Origin of the sequence: Phenylobacterium sp., assembly GCF_036563385.1 — a bacterium.
Classification (GTDB): Bacteria; Pseudomonadota; Alphaproteobacteria; order Caulobacterales; family Caulobacteraceae; genus Phenylobacterium.
Genome location: NZ_DATCML010000015.1, coordinates 25,978 through 38,686 on the forward strand (window position 1 = coordinate 25,978; position 12,709 = coordinate 38,686).

General features: G+C 70.4%; 11 protein-coding genes and 1 tRNA gene. 8 read left to right on the forward strand and 4 right to left on the reverse strand.

Going from position 1 to position 12,709, the window contains the following annotated elements; genetic code table 11:
* The first annotated feature begins 55 nt into the window (after positions 1-55).
* Both VIL67_RS15135 and VIL67_RS15140 read left to right on the forward strand, forming a co-directional pair.
* On the forward strand, positions 56-1,582 hold the full coding sequence (locus VIL67_RS15135; protein ID WP_332049744.1) for an acyl-CoA carboxylase subunit beta: 1,527 nt from the start codon (positions 56-58) through the stop codon (positions 1,580-1,582).
* Between the two features lie 114 nt (positions 1,583-1,696).
* The gene (locus VIL67_RS15140) at positions 1,697-3,211 is read left to right on the forward strand and encodes a BON domain-containing protein (RefSeq protein WP_332049745.1); all 1,515 of its coding nucleotides are present in this window, start codon (positions 1,697-1,699) and stop codon (positions 3,209-3,211) included.
* A gap of 123 nt (positions 3,212-3,334) precedes the next feature.
* Here the strand turns inward: VIL67_RS15140 and VIL67_RS15145 are convergent, their stop codons facing one another.
* Positions 3,335-4,132, reverse strand: coding sequence for a phytanoyl-CoA dioxygenase family protein (locus VIL67_RS15145; protein ID WP_332049746.1), 798 nt, complete (start codon positions 4,130-4,132; stop codon positions 3,335-3,337).
* Positions 4,133-4,215: 83 nt separating this feature from the next.
* Here VIL67_RS15145 and VIL67_RS15150 point away from each other — a divergent pair, with 83 nt between their 5' ends.
* Positions 4,216-5,067: an aminoglycoside phosphotransferase family protein gene (locus tag VIL67_RS15150; protein WP_332049747.1), complete on the forward strand. Its 852-nt coding sequence runs from the start codon at positions 4,216-4,218 to the stop codon at positions 5,065-5,067.
* Here VIL67_RS15150 and VIL67_RS15155 read toward each other — a convergent pair.
* Positions 5,064-5,837 (reverse strand): hypothetical protein, encoded by a 774-nt coding sequence (locus VIL67_RS15155; RefSeq protein ID WP_332049748.1) that lies wholly within the window; start codon positions 5,835-5,837, stop codon positions 5,064-5,066. The genes VIL67_RS15150 and VIL67_RS15155 overlap by 4 nt on opposite strands.
* Positions 5,838-5,903: 66 nt before the next feature.
* Complete coding sequence (msrB, locus tag VIL67_RS15160) at positions 5,904-6,395, reverse strand: peptide-methionine (R)-S-oxide reductase MsrB (RefSeq protein WP_332049749.1); 492 nt, start codon at positions 6,393-6,395, stop codon at positions 5,904-5,906.
* Between the two features lie 56 nt (positions 6,396-6,451).
* Here msrB and VIL67_RS15165 point away from each other — a divergent pair, with 56 nt between their 5' ends.
* A complete protein-coding gene (locus VIL67_RS15165) occupies positions 6,452-8,419 on the forward strand; it encodes an acetyl/propionyl/methylcrotonyl-CoA carboxylase subunit alpha (RefSeq protein WP_332049750.1) in 1,968 nt (655 codons plus the stop codon).
* 9 nt (positions 8,420-8,428) lie between these two features.
* Here the strand turns inward: VIL67_RS15165 and lipB are convergent, their stop codons facing one another.
* Complete coding sequence (gene lipB / locus VIL67_RS15170; protein WP_332049751.1) at positions 8,429-9,157, reverse strand: lipoyl(octanoyl) transferase LipB; 729 nt, start codon at positions 9,155-9,157, stop codon at positions 8,429-8,431.
* 58 nt (positions 9,158-9,215) lie between these two features.
* On the opposite strand from lipB, the gene VIL67_RS15175 reads away from it, so the two are divergent.
* From VIL67_RS15175 to VIL67_RS15190, 4 genes are all read left to right on the forward strand, one after another.
* A complete protein-coding gene (locus tag VIL67_RS15175; RefSeq protein ID WP_332050200.1) occupies positions 9,216-9,494 on the forward strand; it encodes a FliM/FliN family flagellar motor switch protein in 279 nt (92 codons plus the stop codon).
* Between the two features lie 62 nt (positions 9,495-9,556).
* Positions 9,557-9,641 (forward strand) — tRNA-Leu (locus tag VIL67_RS15180).
* Between the two features lie 160 nt (positions 9,642-9,801).
* Positions 9,802-11,217 (forward strand): magnesium transporter, encoded by a 1,416-nt coding sequence (gene mgtE, locus VIL67_RS15185; protein WP_332049752.1) that lies wholly within the window; start codon positions 9,802-9,804, stop codon positions 11,215-11,217.
* 91 nt (positions 11,218-11,308) lie between these two features.
* Entirely contained in the window at positions 11,309-12,649 is a 1,341-nt protein-coding gene (locus VIL67_RS15190) for a lysozyme (RefSeq protein WP_332049753.1), read from the forward strand.
* Positions 12,650-12,709 lie beyond the last annotated feature (60 nt).

Sequence of the window (12,709 nt, forward strand, 5' to 3'; positions counted from 1 at the left end):
ACCTTGCCTCCTGTCGCGGACGCCTCTACGCCTGAGCCGGCTAGGGAGGACCGCGTTGAAAGAGATCCTGGAAGAGCTCGAACGGAAGCGCGCCAACGCCCGCCTCGGCGGCGGCGAGAAGCGCATCGCCAGCCAGCACGCCAAGGGCAAGCTCACCGCCCGCGAGCGTATCGACCTGCTGCTGGACGAGGGCTCGTTCGAGGAGTTCGACATGTTCGTCGAGCACCGGGCTGTCGACTTCGGCATGGCCGAGCAGAAGATCCCCGGCGACGGCGTGGTCACCGGCTGGGGCCGGATCAACGGCCGCACGGTCTTCGTCTTCTCCAAGGACTTCACCGTCTTCGGCGGCTCGCTGTCCGGCGCGCACGCCCAGAAGATCCTCAAGGTCCAGCGCCAGGCGCTGAAGATGGGCGCCCCGATCATCGGCCTGTTCGACGCCGGCGGCGCGCGCATCCAGGAAGGCGTGGAAAGCCTCGCCGGCTACGCCGACATCTTCCTCGAGAACACCCTGGCCTCGGGCGTCATCCCGCAGATCAGCGTCATCATGGGCCCGTGCGCCGGCGGCGACGTCTACTCGCCGGCGATCACCGACTTCATCTTCATGGTGAAGGACACGAGCTACATGTACGTGACCGGCCCCGACGTGGTGAAGACCGTCACCCACGAGGACGTCACCCACGAGGACCTCGGCGGCTACCGCATCCACGCCATGAAGTCCGGCGTCACCGACGGCGCCTTCGACAACGACCTCGAGGCGCTGACCCAGGTCCGGCGGCTCGTCGACTTCCTGCCCAGCTGCAACCGCGAGAAGCCGCCTGTCCGGCAGAGCTTCGACGACCCGTACCGGGACGAGCCCAGCCTCGACACCCTGGTGCCTGCCAACCCCAACAAGCCCTACGACATGAAGGAGCTGATCCTGAAGGTCGTGGACGAGGCCGACTTCTTCGAGATCAGCCCGGACTTCGCCAAGAACATCATCTGCGGCTTCGCCCGCATGGACGGCCAGCCGGTCGGCATCGTCGCCAACCAGCCGCAGGTGCTGGCCGGCGTCCTCGACATCGACGCCAGCCGCAAGGCCGCCCGCTTCGTCCGCTTCTGCGACGCCTTCGAGATCCCGCTGGTCACCTTCGTGGACGTGCCGGGCTTCATGCCGGGCACCCGCCAGGAGCAGGGCGGCCTGATCCGCCACGGGGCCAAGCTGCTGTTCGCCTACGCCGAGGCCACCGTACCGAAGATCACCCTGATCACCCGCAAGGCCTATGGCGGCGCCTACGACGTGATGAGCTCAAAGCACATCCGCGGCGACGTGAACTATGCCTGGCCGACGGCCGAGATCGCGGTGATGGGCTCGAAGGGGGCGGTGGAGATCATCTTCCGCAACCAGACCCCCGAGCAGCTGGCCGAACGCGAGGCCGAGTACAAGGCCCGCTTCGCCAACCCCTTCGTGGCCGCCAGCCGCGGCTACATCGACGACGTGATCATGCCCCACGGCACCCGCCGCCGCATCGTCAACGCCCTGAAGAACCTCCGCGGCAAGCAGCTCACCAATCCCTGGAAGAAGCACGACAACATTCCGCTGTAGCGGCGCTTCACGAAACCGCGATCTCCGGACCTCTGCGGAACGCGCTCCAGCGCCACCGTGTTTGGCCGTCAGCGCAGACTGCGCCCGACAGCCTGAAACACGGAGGACTCCCCCATGGCCGACAGATGGATGGACGAGCGCGACCGCCAGATGCGCGAGCGTGACTGGCGCCGGAGCGAGCAGTACGGACGGGGCGGGAGCTACGGAAGCGGTGAGGACTATCGCCGCAGCCGGGAGGACTACGCCGGCGGCTATGACTTCGAGATGCGCGGCGGTGAGGGCCGCAGCTTCGGGTCAGGCGACGACGAGTTCGCCGCCCGCCTCGAGGGGCCTGATCGCGACCGCGTCTTCGGCGAGCGCGAGACCGGCGAGAACTACACCCGGGGCACGGGCATGAGCTCCGGCGGCGCTTATGGCGGCGGCGAGAGCTATGGGCGCGGCGGCGGCGGCGGCGGCCGGCCGCAGGGCTACCAGGGCCGGATCGTCTCTGGCGGCGGCCAGGAGCGTGGCGGTCGCGGCGGCGGCTGGCAGGAGCGCGGCTACCAGGGGACCAGCCCCGCCTTCCGCAACCAGGACCAGGGCGCCGTCCACGGCCGGGCCTGGCAGGACCGCGACTATGGCGGGACCAGCCCGGCCTTCCGCGGTCAGGAGCAGGGCCGCGGCCAGGGCCGCAGCGGCGGCCAGGACTATTCGCAGGGCGGCCGCTTCTACGGCGACGACGATCGCCAGCCGATCTACCGCGAGGAATACGGCATGGGCGGCCGCGAGTACGGCCCGGTGCCCGGCGGCTATGACGCCCGGCGTGAGGGCTGGGGCTCCGGCGACCAGTACGGCGGCGGCCAGTACGGGGGTCAGTCGGGCGGCGGCCAGTCCTACGGCGGCGGCTACGGCGGGGGTCAACCCGGCTCCGGCGCCTACGGCGGCGGGCAGGACTATCGCGACTACCGGCAGGGGAACATGCGTCCCGCTTACGGCGACGTGGCGTCGGGCGGCACCGGCGGCTACGACTTCGAGCGCGGCTACGGCGACGGCGGGCGCGGCGACATGGGCCGCGGCGGCCAGGGCGGCCGCGACGTGGGCGACCGGGCGCAGGATTTCCTCAGCCGGGCCGGCCAGAAGATCTCCAACTTCTTCCGCGGCGACCACCTGATGGAAGGCTCGCGTCCCGACGAACAGCGCGGTTACCGCGAGGACTTCGGCCGCGAGTACCGCGCCGACGACCGCGGCCACCGCGGCCGCGGGCCCAAGGGCTACAAGCGCTCAGACGAGCGGATCAGCGACGAAGTGCACGAGCGCCTCGCCGACGACAGCTGGCTGGACGCCTCCAACATCGACGTGAAGGTGGAGAACGGCGAGGTCACCCTCTCCGGCACGGTGGAGAACCGCCAAGCCAAGCACCGGGCCGAGCGGCTGGTGGAGGACATCTCCGGCGTCGACCATGTGCAGAACAATCTGCGCGTGGTGTCCAACCCGATCACCGGCTCCGGCACGGGCTTCGGCGACAGCGCCACCGAGACCCTAATGGGCCGCGAAGGTCCGGCCACCGGCGGGGCGACCACCTCCACCACGGGCGGCGGGACCACGGGCGAAGACTCCGCCTCCACCCGGACCACCACCCGCCGGACGTAGGCGACGCGCGGACCCTTCTCCCCTTGCGGGAGAAGGTGGCCCGCGAAGCGGGTCGGATGAGGGGTCGCACCGGTCGCGGTGCGGCCCTTCTCCGTTCGAGGGAGGCGGCGCGGGGCCCCGGGCTCAGTAGGCGAAGGCCCGGTAGCTCTCTTCCCGCTGCGAGGCCTCGGCCTTGGTCTCGAACACCGGGTTGAACCGCAGCCAGCGCCGGGCGCGCTCGGGAAGGGCGACCAGCACCTCAGCGGGCACGCGGATGTTCACCTCCGGCCGGAACAGCCAGCGGCGCGAATAGCCGATCACCACCATGGGGCGGGGCGTGTTGGACGGGTTCGGCGTGCCGCGGTGGATGTGGCGCACGTCGCGGATCATCACGTCGCCCCGGTTCATGTAGCCCTTCACCAGCGGGATCTCGCCCGTCTCCACGGCGCGCATGCCGTCGGCCTTGGACATCATGTGGGTCCCCGGCGCGTACTCCATCGGGCCGGTCTCGTCGGTGACGTCGATCAGCGGGAAATTGACCGCCAATTGGTAAGGCGGCGTCTCCACGCCGCTCTCCGGGAACAGCAGCTGGGTGTCCCGGTGCAGGTCCTGGTACTCCGAGCCCAGGCAGGGCGTGTCGCTGGCCAGCTGGCACATGACGCCGTCGGCGCCCACCAGCTCTTCCACGATCGCCATGATGGCGTCGTTGTCGATGATCTGCGGGTCGGCCCAGAGGTCCTGGAAGGGCAGGGTGACGTAGTAGCGGTTCGCCCCGCGGTTGGGGTCGTCGCCTTCGCGGCGGATGGCCTCCTGCAGCAGCGGCTGGAAGGCGGCGTTCCAGCGGTCGATGGTCTCGACCGGGATCAGGCCACGGAGGATAGTCAGGCTGGTGGCGCGCACCTCGTCGGCGTGCGCACGGGCTTCGGCGGGCGTGAGCTTCATGGGCGGGCTCTTTGGGTGTTCCTTGGGGGAGAACCGGAAGATACCGCTGGTGGTCCAGTGACGCTTTGGGGGCGATTCGTCGCATGGGCGAGCCATCCACAGACATCGCGCCCTGGCTGGAACGCTGGGGCCTGCAGCCCGACGGCTGGCCGTTCCAGACCATCTGGACGCGCAGCCTGCTGCAGCCCGTGCGACGGAGCGGCCAGCCCTGCATGCTGAAGCTCGCCACCTACCACGAGGAGGTGAAGGGCGCGGCGGTGATGGCTTGGTGGGCGGGTGAGGGCGCGGCCCCGGTCCTGGCCCACGAGGCCAACGCCTTGCTGATGGTCCGCGCAGAGGGTGAACGCGATCTGGCCGCCTGGGTGGCGGAGGGGCGCGACGACGCGGCCACGGAGGTGCTGTGCGCCGCCCTGGCCGACCTCCACCGGCCGCGGGGCCGGCCTGCGCCGGAGGGATTGATCCGCCTGGAGGACTGGTTCCGCTCCGTCGAGCGCCAGCAGGCGCAGGGCGACGTGTTCGTGCGCGGCCACCAGCTGGCGCAGGCGCTGCTGGCCGAGCCGCAGGACGTGCGCCTGCTGCATGGCGACATGCACCACGGCAACGTGCTCGACTTCGGCGCAGCGGGGTGGCTGGCCATCGACCCGAAAGGCGTGACCGGCGAGCGCGCGTACGACTACGCCAACATCTTCCGCAACCCTGACATGGCCACGCCGCTCTCGCCCGGGCGCCTGGAGCGGCAGCTGGAGCTGGTCTGCCGGCTGGCCGCCCTGGAGCCCCGCCGGATGCTGCAGTGGGTCTGCGCCCACGCCGTTCTGTCGCTGGCCTGGTGCCTGGAGGACAATCTCTACCCCGACCGCTCGATCGACTTCATCCGCCTGGCCTTTGCGCGTCTCGATGCGCTGGGGGGAAGTGATCGGCTGCCGCGGCCAGCTTAGAGCGGCGTCATCGGCCGTGGCAAATCGGCATGGGGCCTGACGGGCTGGCCTTCCTGGAAGCTGGTGCATCGCCGCCAATTCATCCCGCGTACCCCGAACACCTGAAGGCAGTCGTGCAGGTCTCGCGGCCCCACTCGGCCCTGGCGCTGCAGCCACGTGCACTGCGCCACAGCGCCCACGAGGTAGCTGCCCACCGCCGTGGTGGCCATCGGACTGCGGCGCGCGATCTGGGCCTCGGACGGTCGGGTGTCTGTGAAGGCGTTGGTGAAGAAGAAGGGCGTCGTTGAGATGGTATGCGCCAGCTCGTGGGCCGCCACATTGATGGCGCAGGACTGCTCCACCGGATCTGACGAGCCATATTGCGCCACGTGGGCGCGGCCGAGCGACATGCGGGCATAGACGCCAGCGTCGGTGTACCCGCCCGCGCTAGCGTGCTCACGCAGGGGATCCGACGGCGCCTCGCCTCCCACGAGTTCCACCTCCAGCGATGCATAGCGCGAACCCCAGGTCTCGTTCGAAACCCAAGCGGCGGCCCGCGAGAGAGGAACCTCCCCCGCCGAACGGCTGGCGTAGATCTCCGGGTAGCGGCGTTCCAGCCCCCGCAGGTTTCGCTGGAAGTCTTCCGACCGGAGCACGCCATACGCCTCCGTCAGCAGGGCCGCTGCGGCGGCGCGCTCTGCCTCGGAGGCCGCGCCATCGATGCGCCGGAAGGGGGCTTCCTCAGGTCCCGGAACCACCAGTTGTTTGTACGCCAGCCAGGCGACGGCCAACAGGCAGGCCGCCAGCGCCCAGGTGCTGGAGGAGGTCAGCGAGCGTGGGACGGACTCGGACAGGCGCTACTCGGCGGCCTGCAGGTGGGCGTTGTCGCCGCGACGCAGGGGGTCGCGCAGGGGCTCGCCGTCGGCCACGAACTCCAGCGACACCGAGTTGATGCAGTAGCGCAGCCGGGTCGGCGGCGGGCCGTCCGGGAAGACGTGGCCCTGGTGGCTGTCGCAGCGGGCGCAGCGGGTCTCGATGCGGATCATGCCGTAGGAGGTGTCGCGCACCGCCTTCACATGGGCCTCGTCGAACGGCGCCCAGAACGAAGGCCAGCCGGTGCCGCTCTCGAACTTGGTGCGATGCCGGAAGAGGGGCAGGGCGCAGAGGCGGCAGCAGTAGACGCCGTCGTCCTTCTGGTCGAGCAGGCCGCCGCAGAACGGCGCCTCGGTGCCGTGGTGCAGCAGGACGTCGGCCTCTTCCCGCGACAGCCCCGCTTCCAGGCGCTTGCGTTCCTCTGCGTTAGGCGGCGAGAGATCGAAACCGGAGGGGGAGACCGCTGGCGTGCTCATGGCCGCCAATCTAAGGTCCGCCCGTCGCCGCTTAAAGGGCTCCCGTGAAGACTGGAATGTTCTCCAAGATCCTGATCGCCAACCGCGGCGAGATCGCCGTGCGCATCATCAAGACCTGCCGCCGCATGGGCATCGCCACGGTGGTCGTCTATTCCGAGGCCGACGCCGACTCCATGGCCGTGGAGATGGCCGATGAGGCCGTGTTCATCGGCGGCGCGCCCGCCTCGGAGAGCTATCTGGTCGCCGACAAGATCGTCGACGCCGTGCGCCGCACGGGCGCCCAGGCCGTCCACCCGGGCTTCGGCTTCCTGTCCGAGAACGCGGGCTTCGCGCGGCGCCTGGCCGCCGAGGGCATCGTCTTCATCGGCCCCAATCCCAAGGCCATCGAGGCCATGGGCGACAAGATCGAATCCAAGAAGTTCGCGCAGAAGGCGGGCGTCTCCACCGTGCCCGGCCACGTGGGCGAGATCGACGACACCGCCCACGCCATCAAGATCGCCGAGGAGATCGGCTATCCGGTGATGATCAAGGCCTCCGCCGGCGGCGGCGGCAAGGGCATCCGCGTCGCCTGGACCCGCAAGGACGTGGAGGAGGGCTTCCCCGCCGTCCGCGCCGAGGCCAAGGCCAGCTTCGGCGACGACCGGATCTTCATCGAGAAGTTCATCGAGAGCCCGCGCCACGTGGAGATCCAGGTGCTGGGCGACAAGCACGGCAACGTGGTCCACCTGTTCGAGCGCGAGTGCTCCATCCAGCGCCGCAACCAGAAGGTCATCGAGGAGGCGCCCAGTCCGCTGCTCGACGAGGCGACCCGCAAGGCCATGGGCGACCAGGCCGTCGCGCTCGCCAGGGCGGTGGGCTACGACTCCGCCGGCACCGTCGAGTTCGTCGCCGGCCAGGACCGCAGCTTCTTCTTCCTGGAGATGAACACCCGGCTGCAGGTGGAGCACCCGGTGACCGAGCTGATCACCGGCCTCGACCTCGTAGAGCAGATGATCCGCTCGGCCGCGGGCGAGCCCCTGGCGTTCGGCCAGCAGGACCTGAAGATCAACGGCTGGGCCATCGAGAGCCGGATCTACGCCGAGGATCCCTACCGCGGCTTCCTGCCCTCCATCGGCCGTCTGGTCCGCTACGACCCGCCGGCCGAGGGCCAGGCCGCCGACGCCGTGATCCGCAACGACGCCGGCGTCCGCGAGGGCGACGAGATCTCCATGTTCTACGACCCGATGATCTCCAAGCTGTCCACCTGGGCGCCCACCCGCGAGGCGGCCATTGACGCCATGGGCCGGGCCCTGGAGGACTTCCACATCGAGGGTCTCGGCCACAACGTGCCGTTCCTCGCCGCGGTGATGGACCAGGAGCGGTTCCGCTCGGGCAAGATCTCCACCAACTACATCAAGGACGAGTTCCCCGAGGGCTTCCACGGCACGCCGCCCACGAGCTTCCAGCGCGACGTCATGGCGGCGGTGGCCTGCGCCATGCACCGCACCTACGTCGGCCGCGCCGCGCCGGAGCTGCTGCGGTCCGACTGGATCGTGATCGAGGGCGGCGAGCAACGCACGGTGCGGGCGAGCGAAGGCGCCGTCGAGTTCGTGGATGAGGGCCGCACCCTGCGCCTCACCGACGTCCAGTGGCGCCCGGGCCGGCCGACCTTCAAGGGCGTCCTGGACGGCGTCCCCTTCACCGCCCAGGTGAAGCCCGCCGCCGAGGGCTACGTCGTCCGCCACCGCGCCGCCCAGGCCCGGGTCCTTGTGCTGACGCCGCGCTCGGCCGAGCTGCACCAGAAGCTGCCCCCCAAGAAGGCCGCCGACACCTCCAAGATGGTGCTCTCGCCCATGCCCGGCCTGGTGGTCAGCGTCGACGTGAACCCCGGCCAGGAGGTGAAGACCGGCGAGGTCGTCGCCGTCCTCGAGGCCATGAAGATGCAGAACATCATCCGCGCCGAGCACGACGGGGTGGTCAAGGCCGTCAACGCCAAGGCCGGCGACAGCGTCGCCGCCGACGAGGTGCTGGTGGAGTTCGCCTGAGGCGGCGCGTCAGGGGAGGGGCGGCTCGGCCGCCGCGACCTCCCCGAACACCCGCCGGAAGCTGGCCTTCAGCGCCTCGTCCGCCTCGTCCATCATCACTGGCAGGCCAAGGTCCACCAGGCTGGTCACCCCGTGCTCGGTCACCCCGCAGGGCACGATGCCGGAGAAGTGGCTGAGCTCCGGCTCCACGTTCAGCGCGATCCCGTGGAAGCTCACCCACTTCCGGAGCTTCACCCCGATGGCGGCGATCTTGTCCTCGCGCGGCGGTGCGCCCGGCGCCTTGCGCTCCACCCACACCCCGACCCGGCCCTCGCGCATCTCGCCGGCCACGTTGAAGGCGTCCAGCGCCCCGATCACCCAGGCCTCCAGCGCCGCCACGAAGGCGCGCACGTCGCGCCTGCGCCGCGTCAGGTCGAGCATGACGTAGGCCACCCGCTGGCCGGGCCCATGATAGGTGAACTGCCCGCCGCGGCCCGAGCGGAACACCGGGAAGCGATTCGCATCCAGGAGGTCGCCAGGCTTGGCCGAGATCCCCGCCGTGTAGAGCGGCGGATGCTCCAGCAGCCAGACCAGCTCGCCCGCGCTCCCGGCCGCGATGGCGTCGGCCCGCGCCTCCATGGCCGCCACCGCCTCAGGGTACGGCGTGAGCCCGCGCGACACGGCCCAGCCCGTCGCGGCCTGGTCGTCGCGCCCGAAAAGCGGCGCCGTGGGGAGGGGGTTTAACCGGTGGTCAAGCATGTTGAACGAATGTGGGCGTCCGGGCGGCGATGCGAAAGCCGCAGGGTTTGAGTCGCTTATCTTCGCGTCGGGGGCGTCGCTCGTGAGCCAGGTCAAGGCCATCAATGTCGACATCCAGGTGGTGCTGGGACGCGCTCAGCTTCCAATGCAGCAGCTGCTGCGGATGGGCCGCGGCGCGGTGATTCCCCTCGACGCCACGGTCAACGAGGAAGTCTGGATCCTGGCCAACAACCACCCGGTCGCCCGGGGCGAAATCCAGATCAACGAGGACCGCATCTCCATCGCCGTGACCCGCGAAGCCAACGTCTACGACTTCATGGCGGGCGGTGGCCAATAGGTCGCTGAAACCTACCCTTCACAAAGGCTTCGGCGTTTGCTACCTGCCGCGCCTCACCACGAGCGGTCGTGGCGGAATTGGTAGACGCGCAGCGTTGAGGTCGCTGTGGGGCAACCCGTGGAAGTTCGAGTCTTCTCGACCGCACCATCCTGCTTCGCCCCCTGGGCTTCGCGGGATTAGTGGAGGCGCCTGGCGCGGCATCCCCTGCGAAGCCTCGGCCAAGCAGGGTTCCTCGACGGGGCCAGTGAATCAGGGTCAATCGATCGGCGAACGAGAGTCCATCATCGGCTAGAGCAGGGAGGTCCGCATGGTACGCGACACGGACGACCCCGAGCTGATGACGGAGGCCGACGAGGACCTGGAAGACCTCGCGCTCGGCGAGGACTACGCCCTCGATCCCGAATTCGTTCGCCGGGTCGCCGACGCCCTGGACCGGGGCGATTCGGAACGCCTGCGCGAGCTGCTCGGCGCGCTGCGCGCCGAGGACATCGCCGACCTGATGGGCTTCCTCTCTGCGGACGACCGCGAGGAGCTCCTGCCGCACCTGGACCCCGAGGTGCTGGGCGACGTCATCAACGAGTTGGACACCGAGATCCGCGAGGACGTGCTGGAGCACGTCTCGCCGGCCATCCTGGCCAAGGCGCTCGGCGAGATGGACTCCGACGACGCCGCCGACGTGGTCGACGACCTTGAGGAGGACAAGAAGGCTCAGGTCCTGGCGGCCATGCCCGAGGTGGAGCGGGCGGCCATCGAGACCACGCTCGCCTACGAGGACGAGACCGCCGGCCGCCTGATGCAGCGCGAGGTGGTGGCCGCGCCGCAGTTCTGGACCGTCGGCCAGGCCATCGACCACTTCCGCCGGGAAGAAGAGGACCTGCCGGAGCTGTTCTTCGACGTCTATGTGGTCGACCCCGCCTACAAGCCCGTGGGCGCCGTGCCGGTCAGCCATCTGCTTCGGGCGCGCCGTGAGATCCCCCTGGCGCAGATCATGGAGCCGGTGACCGAGATCCCGGTTGAGATGGACCAGGAAGAGGTCGCCTACATCTTCGACAAGTACCACCTGATCTCGGCCCCCGTGGTCGAGCCGGGCGGCCGGCTGGTGGGCCAGGTCACCGTCGACGACATCGTCGGCGTCATCCAGGAGGAGCGCGAGGAAGACATCCTCGCCCTGGCCGGCGTTTCCGACGCGGGCCGCGACGCGGGCGTGCTCGGCATCGTCCGCTCGCGCCTGCCCTGGCTGCTGCTCAACACCCTGACCGCCGCGCTCGCCGCCAGCGTCATCCAAGGCTTCCAGGCCGAGATCGACAAGCTGGTCACCCTGGCCGTCCTCATGCCCATCGTGGCGTCCCTGGGCGGCAACGCCGGCACCCAGACGCTCGCCGTCGCGGTGCGCGCCCTCGCCAGCCGCGAGCTTTCCGCCGTCAACGCGGTCCGGACCGTCCTGCGCGAGATGACGGTGGGGGTGATGAACGGCGCGGTGCTGGCCCTCGTCACCGGGACGGTGGTCTACCTGCTGTTCCGCGACCCCATGCTCTCGCTCGCCTTCGGCCTCGCCCTGCTGATCAACCTGTTCGTCGCCGCCCTCGGCGGGGCCCTGATCCCGCTCGCGCTGGAGAAGTTCGGCCGCGACCCGGCGGTGTCTTCCTCCGTCTTCGTGACCTTCCTGACCGATTTCACGGGCTTCTTCGCCTTCCTGGGCCTGGCCGCCCTCATCCTCTTGTAAACCTTAGCCGGGTTACGACTGTCGGCCCGGGGCTTGCTTAACCCGGGTTGGGCGCGCAAGCGCCTGTGTCAGAACGGGTCAGATCAAGGGCATGACGCCGCGCCACCAGGTCTCACGGGCCGCGATCGCGCTGATCAAGCGGTTCGAGGGCTATCGCCGCAAGGCCGCCCAGCTGCCCGATGGCCGCTGGACCATCGGCTACGGCCACACCCTGACCGCTCGCCAGGGCGCCGAGGTCACGGAGGCGGACGCCGAGGCCCTGCTGCTCTACGACCTGATCGCCGTCTCGAAGGCGGTCAACGAGCTCACCTTCACCCCGCTGACCCAGAACCAGTTCGACGCGCTCTGCGCCTTCGCCTTCAACATCGGCCTGGTCAACTTCCGCCGCAGCCGCGTCCTCAAGCAGGTCAACGAGGGCGCCCTGATCCAGGCGGCCTGCTCCATGGAGCTCTGGCGCAAGGCCGCGTTCGAGGGCGAGACCATCGTCATCGACGCCCTGGTCCGCCGCCGCGCCGCCGAAAAGGCACTGTTCCTCACCCCGCCGGACGACAGCTGGCCGCCCGTCCCCTCGGCCATCCTGAGGCCCGAGCTGGACGAGGCGGCCGAGGCGCTGGTGCCGGCCGAGCCGCCGACGCCGGTGGTCACCTCGCTGGAGGGCGAGACGGTCAGGGTGCTGCGCGAGGACGAGGGCGCCCCGTCGCCGTCGCCGCCGGACGAGGGGCCAAGCCCCGTGACCGCCGCCGCCGAGGCCGTGACCGCACGCCTGGCGACGGTGTTCAAGGACGAGCCCGCGCCCTCCGCTCCGGCCCCCGAGGCCGGTGACGAGGCCGCGCCGCCAGCGGAGGTCGCCCCGCCGACCGGCGTCGAGGCCGTGGTCGAGCCGGCCGACCCGTTGGCCATGCCGGACCCGCCTACGGCGGCCGACGCCCTCGCCGAGCCCCTCGAGCTGGTGGCCCCCGAAACCGAGGTGGAGCCCGCCCCGGCGCCCGCTGAGCCGGCGCCGGGCGACGTGGAGCCCGAGGCCGAAGGCCCGCCCAGCGGCGACCTCTTCGCGCCGCCCGAGCCCGCCAACGACGCCCGCGACGCAGACGCCGCCGCCGCGGCGGACGCCACCCCGCGCGAGCGGGTGGTGATCGACGACCTCGCGCCCTTCGAATTCGCGCCGGCCCCCGTTCATGCGGCGCAGCGGCCGAACGACGGCTACTTCTCCCTGGTCAGCCTGGCGGTCCTGGGGCTCGCCTTCTTCGCCGGCGGCCTGTTCTGGGCGGTCAACGCCCAGGCCGGCGACGAACCCGCCTGGCTCACCCCCAAGGTGGTCGGCGCCCTGGCCTGCGTGGCCGGCGTCGGCTTCTTCTCCATCGCCCTCTTCCTGCTGCTCCAGCGGCTGGGCCAGGCGGCGGAGCGGGGCGACGGGACCAACCCGCGGATCTGAGGCCCGCGGCTTGCGACCGGCGGCTCGCGGGCGTCGGCGACGCATGCTAACGCTCGCCGC

Coding starts and splice junctions, on each gene's coding strand:
- VIL67_RS15140 (WP_332049745.1), top strand. CDS start 1,697: ATGGCCGACAGATGGATGGACGAGCGCGACCGCCAGATGCGCGAGCGT.
- VIL67_RS15145 (WP_332049746.1), bottom strand. CDS start 4,132: ATGAAGCTCACGCCCGCCGAAGCCCGTGCGCACGCCGACGAGGTGCGC.
- VIL67_RS15150 (WP_332049747.1), top strand. CDS start 4,216: ATGGGCGAGCCATCCACAGACATCGCGCCCTGGCTGGAACGCTGGGGC.
- msrB (WP_332049749.1), bottom strand. CDS start 6,395: ATGAGCACGCCAGCGGTCTCCCCCTCCGGTTTCGATCTCTCGCCGCCT.
- VIL67_RS15165 (WP_332049750.1), top strand. CDS start 6,452: ATGTTCTCCAAGATCCTGATCGCCAACCGCGGCGAGATCGCCGTGCGC.
- lipB (WP_332049751.1), bottom strand. CDS start 9,157: ATGCTTGACCACCGGTTAAACCCCCTCCCCACGGCGCCGCTTTTCGGG.
- mgtE (WP_332049752.1), top strand. CDS start 9,802: ATGGTACGCGACACGGACGACCCCGAGCTGATGACGGAGGCCGACGAG.
- VIL67_RS15190 (WP_332049753.1), top strand. CDS start 11,309: ATGACGCCGCGCCACCAGGTCTCACGGGCCGCGATCGCGCTGATCAAG.